Source organism: Streptomyces californicus, from assembly GCF_000717645.1.
GTDB lineage: Bacteria > Actinomycetota > Actinomycetes > Streptomycetales > Streptomycetaceae > Streptomyces > Streptomyces californicus.
In genome coordinates this window covers 226,596-242,686 of sequence record NZ_JNZZ01000002.1, presented here as the reverse complement: position 1 = coordinate 242,686, position 16,091 = coordinate 226,596, and the positions used below count along the sequence as shown (strand labels likewise).

The window sequence follows — 16,091 nt, the reverse complement described above, 5'->3', positions numbered from 1 at the left end:
CCGGAAATGAGCATCGGGACACCGGACCCTTGTCACGGAATGCGCACCCCCGGCCCGGGAATTGCACACCGTAGGCCGGGGACCCGCGCCCGGCGCGCAGCCGGCCCGCCCGGGCCGGCCGTCGCGGAACTCCCGCCTCCGCTCAGCGGCCCATGCTCTGCGAATCAGCCAAGCGGCCGGAAATGCCCGCCCCGACACGACGGTTACCCCGGGTTCTCCGTGGTGAGCCGCCCGCCCCGGGAATCGGCAGGCGCTCCAACCGGCCCAGAGGAAACACCTCCGGGAGAGCGAAACGGGTTTGTTGTCACCACCGGAGCAGACGGCCGAAATTCATTGTCCGAAAGCGCGCAGTACCGTCCGACCTGCACGGAAGTCGCACAGCGCGGTCCAGATGTGTGGCCCCTGCACGTCGATCTTGCCCAAGTGGTGTGCACTGCCTGCCACTTGGTCTATCTTCGTCGCGGACTTGGTACGCACCTGTCGGTTCGTGGGAGCGCTTTCCCCCCACCGTCTCACCCCACCACCGGGCGCCGAGAGCAAGGGGACTTGTCATGGCACAACTCATACAGCCGCTGGATACCGACGACCCCCTGGGGCCCCTCCCTCAGGAATTCGCGGCGATCATGCGGCCCGAACTGCCGAGCCTCATCAAGGAAATCGGCGTCGAGGTCACCCGGGCGTATCCGGAATACGCCCGGCTGCTCGACGGGCCGAACGGCCAGGCCATCCGGGTGGGCGTGGAGCAGAGCCTCTCCTCGTTCGTCGACCTGGTGGCCGAACCGACCTCCTCCACCGCGCTCCGCGACGACATGTGCCGGCGCTTCGGACGGTTCGAGGCGTACGAGGGCCGGAGCATGGACACCCTCCAGGGGGCGTACCGGCTGGGCGCGCGGGTGGCGTTGCGGCGGGCGAAGAAGGTCGGCCAGAGCTACCACCTCTCCCCCACCCTGATGCTGAGCTTCGCCGACGCGCTCTTCGCCTACGTCGACGAACTGGAATCGCTTTCCCGGGAGGGCTTCCTGGAGGTGCAGTCCCAGTCCGGCGAGCACAGCGAGGCACTGCGCCGCCGGCTGCTCCACCTCATCCTCGCCGGGCGCCCCTCCCCCGGCAGCGCCATCGCGGAGCTCTGCGAGCAGGTGGCGTGGCCGCTGCCGAAGGAGGTGACCCTGATCGCCGTACGCGCCCCGGCGGAACTGGACCGGCTCCGCGCCGACCGCGATCTGCTCGTCGACCTCAGCGCCCCGCAGCCGCACCTGCTCATCCCCGGTCCGATGACCGACGCCCGAAGATCCATGCTGGAGCAGGCCCTTCCCGGCACCCGCGCGGCGATCGGGCTGACCGTCCCCGCGGCCCTGGCCTGCGAGTCGATCCGCTGGGCCCGCCGGGTCCTGGAGCTCGTCGACTCGGGCGTGATCGACGACGCCCCGCTGATCCGCTGCGAGGACCACCTCACCACCCTGTGGCTGCTCTCCGACCCCGCTCTCCTGGACCAGCTGGCCCAGCGGGAGTTGGCCGCCGTCGCGGGGATCAGCACCACCCGCCGGGAACGGCTGGTCGAGACGCTGCGGATCTGGCTCGACACCCGGGGCACCGCCGCGCAGATGGGCGCGCTGCTGGACGTCCATCCGCAGACGGTGCGCTACCGCATGCGCAGCCTGGAGACCATCTTCGGCGATCAACTCGTCGACCCCGAGAGCCGTTTCGCCACCGAGGCGGTGCTGCGGGCGCTGCGCCTGCGCTCCCGCGCCACCGGCACGTCCCCCTGATCCGGATCACGTCCGGCGCGATCGGTCAACTTACCGGCGCGTAACGCGAAAGAGACGGTCAGTCCCAAACGGTTGCGACACGGAGACGTATCCGGCGAGAAACCCGGAACCTCGTCCCGTAGACAGGAGGGGACCTGCCGCCCATCATGCGGCGGGCCCCGCACCGCCTCCTGGCCGACCCCCGAGAGGGACCCGATGACCGCCTCGCACCTCCTCGTCCCCGTGCCGATCCCGGACCGGGTCGCCGCACTGATCGGCTCGTGCATCCCGCCGCACATCCTCCAGGCGGAGTTCGACGCCGACTGCGCGGCCCGCGAGGTCCGCAGGTTCCGCGGCCCCCGGATGGGAGTGGAGGACCAGGCCGACCGCGAGCAGGCGCTGTCCGAACTCGCCCGTGCCAACAAGGTGCTGGCCGCGCACCACCCCCACCTCGCCGTCCTGCCGGACTCACCCTTCTGACCACCGCCGAGGCACGCCCGGCGCACCCGCCGGGAGAGCGGCGGGGCCCGGCCCGGCGGCCCTTGCGGGGCGATGACGACTGCCCGTACCTTACTCCAAAGTAAGTTTACTTCGGAGTAAGGATTCGGCGTGGACGGAACCAGCAGCGGCAAGCTCACCGACGACCTGGCCCGGCTCGACTTCGCGGCGGTCTCCCCCGAGGAGTTCGCCCGGATCGTCAAGGGCCTGTCCGCCCAGCAGATCGCCGAGGTCATGCGCGGGGAACTGCGCACCCGGATCCTCGGCGAGGTCTTCGGCCGGATGAAGCAGCAGTTCCGGCCGGAGGCGGCCGGCGGCCTCACCGCGCTGATCCGCTGGAAGGTCACCGGTGAGAGCGACGCCGTCTACGAGACCGCGATAGCGGACGGCGCCTGCGAGGTCACCCCCGGCCGGTCCGACGCCGAACCCCGCACCACCCTGGTGATGGGCGACGCGGAGTTCCTCAAACTGGTCTCCGGCAACGGCAATCCGGTCACCATGTTCATGATGCGCAAGCTGAAGGTGGCCGGCGACGTCGGCCTCGCGTCCGGTCTGACCCGCTACTTCGACATCCCGAAGGCGTGAGGTCATGAGCTTCTTCTCCCTGGCCCTGACCGAGGAGCAGCGGGACCTGCGCGCCTGGGTGCACGGCTTCGCGGCCCAGGTGGTCCGTCCGGCCGCCGCCGAGTGGGACGCCCGCGAGGAGACCCCCTGGCCCGTGATCCAGGAGGCCGCCCGGATCGGTCTGTACGGTTTCGAGTCCCTCGCCGACCTGTACGGGGACCCCACCGGGCTCTCCCTCCAGATCGCCAACGAGGAGCTGTTCTGGGGCGACGCCGGCATCGGCATGGCCCTGTTCGGCACCTCGCTCGCGGTCGCCGGGATCTTCGCCTCCGGCACCCCGGACCAGCTCGCCGAGTGGGTTCCGCAGTGCTACGGCGACGAGGACGACCCGAAGGTCGCCGCCTTCTGCGTCTCCGAACCGGGAGCCGGGTCCGACGTCTCCGCGATGACGACCCGGGCCCGGTACGTCGAGGCGCGGGACGAGTGGGTGATCTCGGGCCAGAAGGCGTGGATCACCAACGGCGGCATCGCCGAGGTCCACGTGGTCGTCGCGTCGGTCGACCCGGCGCTGGGCTCGCGCGGCCAGGCCGCGTTCATCGTCCCGCCCGGCACGAAGGGCCTGACGGCGGGCCGTACGGTGAAGAAGCTCGGCCTGCGCGCCTCGCACACGGCCGACCTCTTCCTCGACGAGGTCACCGTGCCGGGCCACTGCCTGCTCGGCGGCAAGGAGAAGCTGGACGCCCGCCTCGCCCGGGCACGCGAGGGCGGGCCCGCCAAGGGCCAGGCGGCGATGGCGACGTTCGAGGTCAGCCGCCCGACCGTCGCCGCCCAGGCCCTCGGCATCGCGCGGGCCGCGTACGAGTACGCCCTGGAGTACGCCGGAGAACGTGAGGCGTTCGGCAGGCCGATCATCGAGAACCAGTCGATCGCGTTCGCCCTGGCCGACCTCCGTACCGAGATCGAGGCGGTACGCCTGCTGATCTGGCAGGCCGCCTGGATGGCCCGTAACGACCGCACGTTCGACGCGGGCCAGGGCTCCATGTCCAAACTGCGGGCCGGTGAACTCGCCGTCGTGGCCACGGAGAAGGCGGTCCAGATCCTCGGCGGCGCGGGCTACAGCCGGGAGCACCCGGTGGAACGGATGTACCGCGACGCCAAGATCTACACCATCTTCGAAGGCACCAGCGAGATCCAGCGCCTGGTCATCGCCCGCGCGATCTCGGGCCGTCACATCCGCTGAGCGCGCGGCGGCCACCGCACCGGCGGACCGCCCTCGCCCGGCCCCGCCCGCACGCGCCCCCGCCGCGCGGACGGCGAAGCGATCCCGGGCGAGGGCGGCGGCCGAAGCCGGGGCGCGGAGGAGCGGCGGGGACGAGCGGTCAGTCGAGGGAGATCGGATTGGTCAGGGCGGCCATGTGCCCGTCGTGGGGACGGCGGACCTCGACGCGGACGTACGCCGAGTCCCCCGCGGTCGTGGTCCACCGCACCGTTCCCGCTCCGCGGCCCGGGAGGGAAGCGTGGTGGGCCTCACCCCGGTCGGTGAGGATACGGACGGTCCCCGCCGGCACGCCCCGTACCACCACGTGAACACGCACCCGTTCACCGCGTGTCGCGAGCCGCTCCCCCACTTTGGCGACGCGACCGTCGGCACGGGCGGTGAACGACACGTCCACGTCCGCCGACTCGGCGATCCAGCAGCGGCCCGTCCGGATGCCGGCCAGGACCGCCCCGGTGCTCAGCTCCTCGGCGAGGACCACGGTCTGAGGACTGCCGATCTGCCCGTCCAGATGGGCGTCGCTGTTGCCCACCGCCGGTCGCCAGGAGCCCGCGCGGAGCCCCGCCGCGAGACTCCGCCCCCACGCGGTCAGAGCCGCCTCGTTGTCGGCGTTCCAGGGCCGGTCCGAGGCCCACAGCCCGTTCCACACCTCCACCGCGTCGAAGCCGGCGAGCGGGAAGGCGAAGTCGCCCGAGGGGTAGGGCGCGTGCGGATGCGCGACGACACAGAGGCCACCGGCCCGGTGCACCTGCTCCAGGCAGGCGTCCACCCGCCCGTCCCCCGGCCGGTGGTCCCAGCCGACGACATCGCCGGGACCAAGGCCCAGGGCGAGCCAGTGCCCGGTGCGCGTGGTCACCTCCTCACCGAGAACGATCAAGAAGTCGTCGGCGGCCAGATGCCCCCAGGCGCCCGGGGCGGCGGGCGCGTTGTGCTCCGTCGTCGCGATGAAGTCGAGTCCGGACGCGCGGGCCCGGACGGCCAGTTCCTCGGGGGTGAGCTCCCCGTCCGAGTGGATCGAATGGACATGGCAGTCCCCCCGGTACCAGGCCGCCCCGCGTCCGATCGCCCGCACGGGCGGGTAGCCGAAGCTCGACACGCTTCTCCTCCCGGAGTCCTGTCGGACCAACGTGCCACCGGGGCCGCCCGTTCCATCGAGGGCGTGAGGCGGCGGGGTGCGGCGGCAGGAAGCCCCCCTGGACGCACCCCACCTCCGGGGGCGGCCGGCGGTGTCCGGGATAGTGGGCGCCCCGTCCCTCCCCGAGCGACCCCGGAGGTCCCCATGCCGCCCACGCCCGCCACCGGTACGGACTGCGGCCGGGTCCCGGAGCCCTCCCCGCGCCGGCCCTCGGTGCTGCTCGTCACCGATCTCGCGTACGAGGCACGGGGGCGGCGCTACTGCGACGAGGACATCCACCTCTCCTCCCGGCTGCGCGAGACGTTCGACGTAGCGCTCTGCCACCCCCGCGACGCCGCCGCGCTGCTGGAGCGGTTCGACCTCGCCCTCATACGCAACAGCGGGCCCGTGCTGCACTACCGCGCGGCGTACGACGCCTTCCGCGCGCGGGCGCTGGAGCTGGGGACGCCGGTCTACAACCCGCTGGCCGGGCGCGGCGACATGGCGGGCAAGGAGTACCTGGTCGCGATGGACCGGGCGGGCCTCCCGGTCATCCCCACCGTGGACCGGGCGGACGATCTGGCCCGGCTGCCCGACGTTCCCGCATACGCGCTCAAGCCGAAGCTGGGGGCGGACTCGGTCGGGCTGCGGTTCGTCACGGGGGCGGAGGCCCGGGCCGGGCTGGAGCGGGCGGCCGAGGGATCGCTGCTCGTCCAGCCCCGGATCGCCTTCCGCCACGAGGTGTCCTTCTACTTCGTCGACCACGATTTCCAGTACGCGCTGTACGCCCCCGATCCGGAGCGGCGCTGGGTGCTGGAGCCGTACGCGGCGAGCGAGGCGGACCTGGAGTTCGCCCGGAGCTTCATCGCCTGGAACTCCCTCGCCCACGGCATCCAGCGGGTCGACGCCTGCCGGACGGCGGACGGGGCGCTGCTCCTCGTCGAACTGGAGGACCTCAATCCGTACCTCTCGCTCGACCGGGTGACCGAGGACGTCCGGGAGGCGTTCGTGGCCCGGCTCACGCGGTCGATCGCCTCGCTGCTCCGCCGGGGCGCGTCCGGCGGATCGTGACCGGGTCCACGGCGTCTGCCCCCGTCCGGCCGGTCCCGGCATGCGGGGGCCCGGGGGCGGTGTGAGGGTGCAAGGGTGACCACCGCCGGCGAACAAGCCCCCGCAGCGCAGGACTCCGCCGCGCCGCCGCCCGTCCTCGACCGTCGGCGGCGCAACATCGTCTTCGCCACCATCGTCCTCGGCATGCTGCTCGCGGCGCTCGACCAGACGATCGTGGGCACGGCTCTGCCGACGATCGTCTCCGACCTGGGCGGCGCCTCGCACATGTCGTGGGTGGTGACCGCCTATCTGCTGGCCGAGACGGTGGCCACCGTCCTCGTCGGCAAGTTCGGCGACCTGTTCGGTCGGAAGTTGATCTTCCAGATCTCGGCGGTCATCTTCATCACCGGGTCGTTCCTGTGCGGCCTCGCCTCGGACATGCTCCTGCTGATCATCTGGCGCGGTATGCAGGGCATCGGCGCGGGCGGCCTCATGGTCACGTCGATGGCGCTGATCGCGGACGTGATCCCGCTGCGCGAACGCGGCAAGTACCAGGGGGCGATCGGCGCGGTCTTCGGCATCTCGACCGTGATCGGTCCGCTGCTGGGCGGGCTGTTCACCGACCATCTGACGTGGCGCTGGGCGTTCTACGTCAATGTGCCGATCGCCATCGTCGTGGTCATCGCCGCCGCCCGGAACATTCCCTCGGTGAAGGCGGCGGGCCGCCCGGTCATCGACTACACCGGGATCGCGCTGGTCACCGTCGGGGCGAGCGCGCTGATCCTCGCGACGAGCTGGGGCGGCAACGAGTACGCCTGGGGCTCGGCCGTGATCATCGGCCTGTTCGTCGGGGGCCTGGCCGCGCTCGCCCTGTTCTGCGTCGCGGAGACGCGGGCGCGGGAACCGATGCTGCCGATGCGGCTCTTCCGGAACCCGGTCTTCACCGTCTGCTCGATCCTCAGTTTCATCGTGGGCTTCGCGATGCTGGGCTCGATGATCTTCCTGCCGACCTATCTGCAGTACGTGGACGGGGACTCGGCGACGCTCTCGGGGGTGCGGACGCTGCCGCTGGTCGCGGGTCTGCTGGCCGCCTCGATCTTCAGCGGCAACGTGGTCAGCAAGACGGGCCGCTACCGGGTGTTCCCGATCGTGGGGACGCTGGTCATGGCGGCCGGGCTGTTCCTCCTGTCGCGGATGGGCCCGGACACCGGCGTCTGGCTGGAGTCCCTGTACATGGTGGTGCTGGGGATCGGCATCGGGCTGGCGATGCAGGTGCTGACGATCGCCGTGCAGAACACCGTCGACTACGAGGACCTGGGCACGGCCACCTCGGGCGTGACGTTCTTCCGTACGCTGGGCAGCGCCTTCGGCACGGCGGTGTTCGGCACCATCTACGCCAACGCGCTGAAGCCGAACCTGACCGACGGCGTGGCGCGGGCAGTCGCGGCGGGCGGCGATCCGGCGGCGCTGGCCGGCGCCTCGCAGAGCCCGCAGGCGCTGCACGCACTGCCGCCGGCCCAGTCGGAGCCGCTGGCGCAGGCGTACGCGGACACCCTGCACATGGTGTTCCTGTGGACGGTGCCCGTGGCGCTGCTCGGCTTCGTCATCGCGCTGTTCCTCAGGGAGGTGAAGCTGCGGGACTCGGCCCGGCTCGGCTCGACGGACATGGGCGAGGGGTTCGCCCAGCCGGGCAGCGGGGACTCGGCGAAGGTCCTGGAGTACTCCGTGGCCACGATCCTGCGGGACGCCGGACCGGAGACCGCCCGCCGGATCACCGCCGAGTCCGACACCCGGCTCGACATCGCGGGGGCCTGGGCGGTGATGCAGGTGGACCTCTTCACCCGGATGGTCGGCCATGCGGGCCTCCGGCTGATCGCGGCCCGGCACCGCATCCCGCCGGAGGTGCTCGTGCCCGTCTTCGACCGGATGATCGAGGAGGGCTACCTCACGGGCGACGGCCGGATCTTCTCGCACACGGCGGCGGGCCGGCGCGAGGCGGCGGTGATCTCCGACGCCTGGGGCCGCTGGCTCAACGACCGCCTGGCCGAGGACGGGGCCCGGCCCGACGACCGTCAGCTCCGGGCCACCGTCGATGTGATCGCCAAGCGGCTGCTGGCGGAGGACCTGGCCCAGGAACTCTCCCCCGCCGCCGTGTCGGGCGGCTCCTCACGGGTGGGCGCGCCCGCCTGAGGCGCGGAGGGACGCGCCCGCGCCGTCAGTGGTCCCAGGACCGGGGGCGGTCCAGCGCCTCCCACTCCGTGCGGAGCAGGCCCAGGATCGCGCAGTCGTAGCGTCGGCCCCGGTGCAGGCAGGAGGACCGGCGTACGCCCTCCTGGACGAAACCGGCTCCGCGCAGGGTCGCGAGGGCCGCCGTGTTGCCGGTGTGGGTGACCGCCTCGACCCGGTGCAGGGGCAGTTCTCCGAAGGCCAGGTCGGTGAGGGCGGCGAGTGCGTCGGCCCCGATGCCCCGGCGGCGGTGCTCGGGGGCGAGCAGGAGGTACGCCTCGGCGGTGCCGTCGACGAGGTCCTCCTCCATCAGGGCGATGTGACCGGCCGGTGTGCCGTCGGCCAGGAGCACCAGGTAGTCGTCGCGGTCGCGGTCCTCGACGTACGCCTCCAGGCGTTCGCGGAGCTGGTGGAGCGCGCCGGGCCAGACGCCGATCTCGTGGGCGGCCACCGGATCGGCGCGCCAGTGGTGGATCAGCTCGGCGTCATCGGGCTCCAGCGGGGTGAAGGCGATGTCGCGGCCCCGCCAGAACCGTTCCCGCGCGGCGTACGGCTTCGCGTCCTCGTCCATGCGCGGATCGTACGGTCGGGCGCGGGCGGCCGGGTAACGGTTTTGAGGGGTCCGGGAGCGTGGCTCACCTCGGGTCCGTGTGAGGCCGGGCCCGCCTCCGGGCGGCGCACGGCCGGATCCGTGCCCCCGCCCCCGTACGGCCCGGCTCAGTCGACGAAGACCGGCGTCGCGTAGACCCAGGCCCCCTCGTGCCGGACGAAGCGGCTCTTCTCGTGGAGGGAGTCGGGGCGCCCGTCGTCGGTGTAGTGGGCGCGGAAGGTGACCGTTCCGGTGGAGTGGAAGGCGCTGCCCTCGGTGGTGTCCAGGATCTCCAGGCGCACCCAGCGCATCGCGGGATCGAAGTCGACGCCGGGCGGCCGGGTCTCGGGGTGCCAGGTGCGGAGCAGGTACGGCGCGTCCTGGACGGCGAAGGCCGCGTACCGGGAACGCATCAGGGCCTCGCAGGTCGGCGCGGCGGCGCTGCCGGAGTGGTACCGGCCGCAGCACTCCCCGTACGCGGCGGGCAGGCCGCAGGGGCACGGGGAGGCGGGGGTGATCCGCGGGGCGGCGGTCGCCCGGGGCCGGGAGGTGCGTCGTGACATAGGTCCATTGTGACGCCTGCGTGAGGCGGGGCGGAGCGAGGGCGGGGCCCGCGGCCTCGCCCTCGGGCACGTCCGGCGGATTGCGGCCCGGGTCCCGTTCCGGCGGACGCGCCCTCGCCCCGCCCCCGTGCGTCAGGGCTTGCGGGCCACGCCGGCGTAACCGGGGATCGGCTCGTCGCCGGGGACGTCGATGACCTCGCCCAGCTCCGGGCGCCAATCGGCGGAGAGGGTGACGCCCGGCTCGACCAGTTCGAGGCCGTCGAAGAAGGCGGTCAGCTCGGCGCGGCTGCGGGGCCGCAGCGTCATCCCGCGCTCCTTGTACATGGCCCGCGCCTGGGCCGCGCCCTCCGGGTTGAAGTCGCCGGTGGTGTGCGAGAGCACCAGGTAGCTGCCGGAGGGGAGCTGGTCCACGAGCTTGTCGACCAGGTCGCCCGCGCCGTCCTCGTCGTCGATGAAGTGCAGCAGGGCCAGCAGCGACAGGGCGATCGGCTGCTCGAAGTCCAGGACCTTGCCGGCCTCCGCGAGGATGGTCTCGGGCTTGCGGGCGTCGGCCTGGATGTACTCGGTGACGCCCTCCGGCGTGGAGCGGAGCAGGGCCGCCGCGTGGGCGAGCACGATCGGGTCGTTGTCGCAGTAGACGACGCGGGCGTCGGGCGCGGCCTGCTGGGCGATCTGGTGGAGGTTCGGTTCGGTGGGTATGCCGGTGCCGATGTCCAGGAACTGGCGTACACCGCTCTCGGCGAGCCAGCGTGTGGCCCGGTGCATGAACGCCCGGTTGACCCGCGCCATGTCGCGTCCCCGCGCGTCCAGGGAGAGGAGTTGACGCGCCATCTGTTCGTCGACCGGATAGTTGTCCTTGCCGCCGAGGAACCAGTCGTACATCCGCGCCGGGTGCGGCTTGGAGGTGTCGATCTCGATGGAGTGGTGCGCGGGTCCGGTCATGGCGTGCTCCGTGGTCAGGGTCCGGTGGGTCGACGGTGGGGGGAACAGGTGCGAGGGTACGACGCGCGTGGGGCGGTGCTGGTCTCAGGTGAGCAGGAAGTCGGCCTGGCCGGCCTTGGCTCCCTGGATGAACGCGGCGATCTCGCCGTTGGAGTAGATGAGAGCCGGGCCGTCCGGGTCAGCGGACTGGCGTACGGCGACCCGCCCGTCGGCGAGCTTCATCGCCTCGATGCAGTTGCCGCCGTTGCCGCCGCTCCACGGCTTGTACCAGCCTTCGGAGCCGAGGTCACCGGCCGGCATGCCGTTGTATATGTGGTTCATCACAGCTCCTTGCGGAAGTCCCGGAGGATTTCCTTCGTGCGTTGTGCAGTCGCGGCCTGAGCCGCCATGCGGTCCATGACTTCGAGGTAGGAGGCCACCTCGGGACGCGCGTCGAAGTAGACGGCTCCGGTCAGGTACTCGCTGTAGACCATGTCTGGGAGTTCGGGGACGGCGAACCGGAAGAGGACGAACGGCCCGTAGGTGCCCGGGTGGTGTCCGGTGGCGAACTCCGCTATCTGCAGGGTGACATGGGAGAGCTCGGTCGCCTCCAGCAGCTTGTCGGCCTGCTCGCGCATCACCTGCGGGCTGCCGACGGGCCGCTTGAGCACGGTCTCGTCCATGATCACCCACAGCTTGGGCGCGTCGTCCTTGGTGAGCAGGGACTGGCGTTCCATCCGCAGCGCCACATGGCGCTCGATGTCCTCGGGGCGGGTCTGGCCGACCGCTCCGGTCCGCATCACGGAGCGGGCGTACTCCTCGGTCTGGAGCAGCCCGGGGACGAAGTGGGGCTCGTACATGCGCAGCAGGCTCGCCGCGCCCTCCAGGCTGACGTACATGCTGAACCAGTCGGGCAGGACGTCGTGGAACCGCTGCCACCAGCCCGGCTTGTTCGCCTCCTCGGCCAGCTCGACGAAGGCTTCGGCCTCCTGGTCGGCGATGCCGTACGCCTTCAGCAGCAGCTGGACGTAGGGGATCTTCAGCCCGACCTCGGCCGTCTCCATCCTGCGTATCGTCGCCGGGGCGACCCGGAGCACCTTCGCCGCCTGGTCCCGGGTCAGGCCGACACGCTCGCGCAGATCCTGCAGGCGCTTGCCGAGAACGACCTGGCCCACGGTCGGGGCGGACCGCGGTTCGCTCACTTCAGACCTCCCCATGCGCTGGTGTGCCAGCAGTGTGCCACGCGTGCGCCCCCGACGACACGGGCACTCTGCAATTTTCAGAGTGCCTCTTGCCAAGTGTCATCGTCAGGAGCAGAGTTGGCTTCCGAACCAGTTCGCTCAGTCATGCCCGCTCCCGATCACCCGGGGGGCGAAGCGTGACGCGGCCCCCACTGTGAGGAATCGGTCGTGGCACCTGGCAGTGCGCTCATCCCCCGGCTCGTGGATCTCAGCCCCGGGACGGAGAAGTTCCGCCACTGCTTCGCGCTGCCCGCGCACCCCGAGTCGGTGGCCGCGGCGCGCGAGCTGACGCGGGGTCGGCTGGACGCCTGGCGGACCGGCCGCGACACCGGTGAGGCGGCCGTCCTGATCGTCTCCGAGCTGGTGACCAACGCGGTCGTGCACACCGCGAGCACCCGGGTGGTGTGCGAGCTGAGCCGCCCCGGCGGACGACTGCGGATAGCCGTCCAGGACCAGGGCCGGCAGCCCGGCGGCCCGCGGCTGCGTCGCTCGTCCGACGACGAGCACGGCCGGGGGCTGCTGCTCGTGGACACGATGAGCAGCGCCTGGGGTTCGTACGACGCGGGGTACGCCTCGGGGCGCGTCGTCTGGGCCGAGCTGCCGTTCGACGCCGATCGGCACGCCGGTGGGGAGCGACCGTGTTGAGGAACGCGCTGGCCAGGCTGCGGCCGGCGCACCGGGAGCGGACGCCCGAGCAGACGCGCGGCGGCCGGGTGCGCCTCGCCCTGCCGGCCTCGATGTCGATCTCGCTGGGCTGCGACGCGGTCGGGGTGCCGGCCCGGCACGGTTTCCGCCTGATGTCCCATCTGCCGCGCACCGGCTGCGTCTTCGCCGACGCGGACCGCTGGTGGTGGATCGTCCCGGCCGGCTCCGACCTGGACCTTGACTGGCCGGAGCAGGTGACCTACGCGCGCGACGCCGACGTGCCCGGCGGCCGGCCCCGGCTGATCCACTCCCCGGAGAGCCTCACGCCGTACACCCCGCCCATCCCGCTCTTCCTGATGGTCTGCCAGGTGACCGGGGTGGCCCCGAGCTGGGCCGGAGCGGCGAACGCCGTACCGGCTCCCTGAGCGGACGGCCCCGCCGCGGGGTCAGGGCCGGTCGAGGCGGGCGAGCCCCGGGTGGACCTCGGTGTACCGGTCGAGCAGCCGCCGGGCCACTGTCACGGAGTCGACCAGCGGGTGCAGGGCGAACGCCTGGACGGCCGCCGCGCGCGACCCGCTCTCCACCGCCTCCAGCACCGCGCGCTCCACGGCCTTCACCGCGGCGACCAGACCGAGCGCGTGGTACGGGAGCGGCGAAACGGCCATCGGACGGGCCCCGTTGGCGTCGACGAGGCAGGGCACCTCGACGACGGCGTCCGCGTCCAGGGCCGAAAGGGCGCCGCGGTTGCGGACGTTGAGGATGAGGGAGGCGCGTTCGTCGCGGGCGACGGCCCGCATCAGGGCCAGCGCGACCTGCTCGTAGCCCCCGGACTCCAGGTCGTCCTCCTCCCGCTCCCCCGCCCCGGCGACCTCCCGGTTCTCCGCCATGTACGTGGCCTCGCGCTCGGCGCGGGTGCGGTCCCAGGTCTCCCACGCGGGTGTGCCGGGTTCGCGCATCCGGGCGTAGAAGCCCTGCTGCTGGTCCTGGAGGAAGGCGCCCCGGGTCTGCTCGGCCTCCTGGTAGGCGCGGACGGCTTCCCGGTTGAAGTAGTAGTAGTGCAGGTACTCGTTGGGGATCGCGCCCAGTGACCGGAGCAGCTCCGCGCCGAAGAGGCGGCCCTCCTCGAAGGAGGTGAGGAGCTCGGGGTCGGCGAGCAGCCGGGGCAGCTCGTCCCGCCCGTCCACGTACAGCCCCCGCACCCAGCCCAGGTGGTTGAGGCCCGCGTAGTCGATGCGGGCGCGGTCCGGGTCGACCCCCAGGACGCGGGCGATGCGGCGCCCCAGGCCGACCGGTGAGTCGCAGATGCCGATGACCCGGTCGCCCAGGTACCGGGACATGGCCTCGGTGACGAGTCCGGCCGGGTTGGTGAAATTGATCGTCCAGGCGTCGGGCGCCAGCCGGGCGATGCTCCGGGCGAGGTCGAGGGCGACGGGAACGGTGCGCAGCCCGTACGCGATGCCTCCGGCGCCGACCGTCTCCTGGCCGAGGACGCCCTCGTCCAGGGCGACGCGTTCGTCGGCGGCACGGCCGGCCAGGCCGCCGACCCGGATGGCGGAGAAGACGAAGTCGGCGCCGCGCAGCGCCTCGTCCAGCTCGGTGGTGGCGACGACGGCGGGCGCGTCCGCGACGCCCCGGCCCTGCTCGGCCAGGACGCGGGCGACGGCGGTCAGCCGGTCGGCGTCGGTGTCGTACAGGGTGACCCGGGAGACGCGGCCTTCGGCGTGGTCGCCGAGGAGGGCCCTGTACACGAGGGGCACCCGGAACCCGCCACCGCCAAGAATTGTCAGCTTCACGCTGCTCGATGGTACGGGCAGGCTCCACGCGCGCGCGTGGGCCGCGCCCGCCGGCGTACGCGCGCGCGTAGGCCGCGCCCGTCGGGCGGCGCGCGGCGCGGCGGCCCCGGGGCCGTGGGCGTGATCCGGGGCCGCCTCGGCGGCGGGACGGCCGGCCGGGCCGTCGGGGGTGGGTCGGTGGCCGTGGGTCAGTGGCCGTTCCACCAGCGGGTGACCGCCCGCCAGAGCCGGACGGGGGCGGCGGGCCTGCGCTGTCGCGGGATCGCCGCCGCCGGGGCGGGCTCGACGGGCACGGGTACCGGTGCGGGCGCCGGCGGCGCGGGAGGGGGTACGGCGCCGGGGGCGTGGGCGGGCTGCGCCCCGGCCGCCTCGTGCCGGGGCTCGGGGACGGACCTGGCCGGGGAGGAGATCTCCCAGGCGTCGACCGGGCGGGAGGTGCGGGACATCAGCGAGAGCGGGTCGGCGTCCAGCTTCTGCTGCGGGCAGGGGGCGAACTTCACCGGCAGCTCCACCAGGTGGCGGGACATGATGTTGCCGACCCAGCGCAATTCGCTCTCCGCAACGCCGAGTTCCAGGTCGGGCAGACGCATCAGGAGCGCGTCGACGCCGACGTCGGCGATGGCGCGGCCGATGTCCTGGCCCGGGCACTCGTGGGGGCCGCCGCTGAAGGCGAGGTGGGCGCGGTTGCCGCCCATGTCGGCGCCGAGGTCGGGGCGGACGGCGGGGTCGGTGTTGGCGGGGGCGATTCCGACGAGCAGGGCGTCGCCGGCCTTGATCCGCTGACCGCCGAGCTCGGTGTCGCCGACCGCCCAGCGGCCGAAGACGGCGGTGAACGGCGGCTCGTCCCACAGGGTCTGCTCCACCGCCTCGGGGACGGTCATGTGGCCGCCGCTGAGCCGGGCGCGGAAGCGCGGGTCGGTGAGGACCATCCGCAGCACGTTGGCGATGAGGTTGGCGGTGGACTCGTAGGCGGCGATCAAAGTGAGCCGCAGATGCTCGACGACCTCGATGTCGGTCATCTCCGCGGGATGTTCCACCAGCCAGCTCGCGAAGTCCGGTTCGGGGGCGGCGCGGCGGCGCTCCACGAGGCGGGTCAGGACGGACACGACGTGGGCGTTGCTGGTCACGGCGGTCTCGGTACCGCGCGTCATGTCCCGGGCCGCCTGCACGAGGCGCTCGTCGTACTCCTCCGGCATGCCGAAGATCGCGCACATGACCATCATCGGCAGGTGCTCGGCGAACTGGCCGACCAGGTCGGCGGTGCCCTTCTCGCAGAAGTCGTTGACAAGCCGGTTGCTGAAGCGGTTGATGTGGCGGCGGACGCCCCGGGTGTCGATGCGGGCCATGCTGTCGGTGACGGCGCCGCGCTGCCGTTCGTGCTGGGAGCCGTCGGCGAAGACGCAGACGGGCTGCCAGGTGAAGATCGGGGCGAGCGGGTGGTCCGGGGCGACGCTGCCGTCCTGGAGGGCGCGCCAGCGCCGCGAGTCCCGGGAGAACTGGGACGGCGTACGGGTGAGGTGGAGGTTCTCGCTGTGGCCGAGCACCAGCCAGGCGGGGACGTCGCCGTGGAGCAGGACCGGGGCGACGGTGCCGTGTTCGGCGCGGAGCTTGTCGTAGAGGCCCGCGGGGTCGTTCTCGGCCTCGGGGCCGTAGAGGCGGCGCAGTCCGCCGGGGCCGACGTCGAGGTTGTGGGCCGGGCACTGGGGCGGGGGGACGGCGCCGGGTTCGTGGTGGAAGGGGGTTGTCACAGGGTCTCCAGGGATCAGGATTCCGGGGCTGGTGCGCGAGCGGTTCCGGGGCCGGCGCGCGGCCGGGGGGCGTACGCCGCGGGATGGCGTACGCCCCGGGCCGGAGGCCGGTCGCGGG

General features: G+C 72.6%; 16 protein-coding genes. 8 read left to right on the top strand and 8 right to left on the bottom strand.

What is annotated here, in order from left to right:
• The first annotated feature begins 551 nt into the window (after positions 1 to 551).
• The 4 genes from IF19_RS0103570 (at position 552) to IF19_RS0103555 (ending at position 4,047) form a co-directional block, all read left to right on the top strand.
• The gene (locus IF19_RS0103570; protein ID WP_030120324.1) at positions 552 to 1,766 is read left to right on the top strand and encodes a PucR-like N-terminal domain-containing protein; all 1,215 of its coding nucleotides are present in this window, start codon (positions 552 to 554) and stop codon (positions 1,764 to 1,766) included.
• A gap of 195 nt (positions 1,767 to 1,961) precedes the next feature.
• Positions 1,962 to 2,225: a hypothetical protein gene (locus tag IF19_RS0103565; protein WP_030113905.1), complete on the top strand. Its 264-nt coding sequence runs from the start codon at positions 1,962 to 1,964 to the stop codon at positions 2,223 to 2,225.
• Between the two features lie 129 nt (positions 2,226 to 2,354).
• Entirely contained in the window at positions 2,355 to 2,828 is a 474-nt protein-coding gene (locus IF19_RS0103560; RefSeq protein ID WP_030113904.1) for an SCP2 sterol-binding domain-containing protein, read from the top strand.
• A 4-nt stretch (positions 2,829 to 2,832) separates the two neighbouring features.
• Complete coding sequence (locus IF19_RS0103555) at positions 2,833 to 4,047, top strand: acyl-CoA dehydrogenase family protein (protein WP_030113903.1); 1,215 nt, start codon at positions 2,833 to 2,835, stop codon at positions 4,045 to 4,047.
• A gap of 139 nt (positions 4,048 to 4,186) precedes the next feature.
• Here IF19_RS0103555 and IF19_RS0103550 read toward each other — a convergent pair whose 3' ends face one another.
• Positions 4,187 to 5,179 carry a CehA/McbA family metallohydrolase gene (locus IF19_RS0103550; protein WP_030113902.1) on the bottom strand — a complete coding sequence of 331 codons (993 nt, stop codon included), beginning with the start codon at positions 5,177 to 5,179 and terminating at the stop codon, positions 4,187 to 4,189.
• Between the two features lie 183 nt (positions 5,180 to 5,362).
• Here IF19_RS0103550 and IF19_RS0103545 point away from each other — a divergent pair, with 183 nt between their 5' ends.
• A complete protein-coding gene (locus IF19_RS0103545; protein ID WP_050493675.1) occupies positions 5,363 to 6,268 on the top strand; it encodes an ATP-grasp domain-containing protein in 906 nt (301 codons plus the stop codon).
• A gap of 75 nt (positions 6,269 to 6,343) precedes the next feature.
• Positions 6,344 to 8,437 carry an MDR family MFS transporter gene (locus IF19_RS0103540; protein WP_030113900.1) on the top strand — a complete coding sequence of 698 codons (2,094 nt, stop codon included), beginning with the start codon at positions 6,344 to 6,346 and terminating at the stop codon, positions 8,435 to 8,437.
• A gap of 25 nt (positions 8,438 to 8,462) precedes the next feature.
• Here IF19_RS0103540 and IF19_RS0103535 read toward each other — a convergent pair whose 3' ends face one another.
• The 5 genes from IF19_RS0103535 to IF19_RS0103515 form a co-directional block, all read right to left on the bottom strand.
• Entirely contained in the window at positions 8,463 to 9,044 is a 582-nt protein-coding gene (locus tag IF19_RS0103535; protein ID WP_030113899.1) for a GNAT family N-acetyltransferase, read from the bottom strand.
• A gap of 146 nt (positions 9,045 to 9,190) precedes the next feature.
• Entirely contained in the window at positions 9,191 to 9,625 is a 435-nt protein-coding gene (locus IF19_RS0103530) for a YchJ family protein (RefSeq protein WP_030113898.1), read from the bottom strand.
• 132 nt (positions 9,626 to 9,757) lie between these two features.
• Positions 9,758 to 10,567, bottom strand: a complete 810-nt coding sequence (locus IF19_RS0103525; RefSeq protein ID WP_030113897.1) for an SAM-dependent methyltransferase — start codon at positions 10,565 to 10,567, stop codon at positions 9,758 to 9,760.
• An 84-nt stretch (positions 10,568 to 10,651) separates the two neighbouring features.
• Complete coding sequence (locus tag IF19_RS0103520) at positions 10,652 to 10,888, bottom strand: DUF397 domain-containing protein (protein WP_010058136.1); 237 nt, start codon at positions 10,886 to 10,888, stop codon at positions 10,652 to 10,654.
• On the bottom strand, positions 10,888 to 11,748 hold the full coding sequence (locus IF19_RS0103515) for a helix-turn-helix domain-containing protein (protein WP_030113895.1): 861 nt from the start codon (positions 11,746 to 11,748) through the stop codon (positions 10,888 to 10,890). The genes IF19_RS0103520 and IF19_RS0103515 overlap by 1 nt, the downstream gene beginning before the upstream one ends.
• Positions 11,749 to 11,955: 207 nt before the next feature.
• On the opposite strand from IF19_RS0103515, the gene IF19_RS0103510 reads away from it, so the two are divergent.
• Both IF19_RS0103510 and IF19_RS0103505 read left to right on the top strand, forming a co-directional pair.
• A complete protein-coding gene (locus IF19_RS0103510) occupies positions 11,956 to 12,432 on the top strand; it encodes an ATP-binding protein (protein ID WP_030113894.1) in 477 nt (158 codons plus the stop codon).
• Positions 12,426 to 12,857, top strand: coding sequence for a hypothetical protein (locus IF19_RS0103505; protein ID WP_030113893.1), 432 nt, complete (start codon positions 12,426 to 12,428; stop codon positions 12,855 to 12,857). Before IF19_RS0103510 ends, IF19_RS0103505 begins: the two co-directional genes overlap by 7 nt.
• Positions 12,858 to 12,878: 21 nt before the next feature.
• Here IF19_RS0103505 and IF19_RS0103500 read toward each other — a convergent pair whose 3' ends face one another.
• Entirely contained in the window at positions 12,879 to 14,225 is a 1,347-nt protein-coding gene (locus tag IF19_RS0103500; protein WP_030113892.1) for a 6-phospho-beta-glucosidase, read from the bottom strand.
• 188 nt (positions 14,226 to 14,413) lie between these two features.
• The gene (locus IF19_RS0103495) at positions 14,414 to 15,973 is read right to left on the bottom strand and encodes a cytochrome P450 (RefSeq protein WP_030120321.1); all 1,560 of its coding nucleotides are present in this window, start codon (positions 15,971 to 15,973) and stop codon (positions 14,414 to 14,416) included.
• Positions 15,974 to 16,091 lie beyond the last annotated feature (118 nt).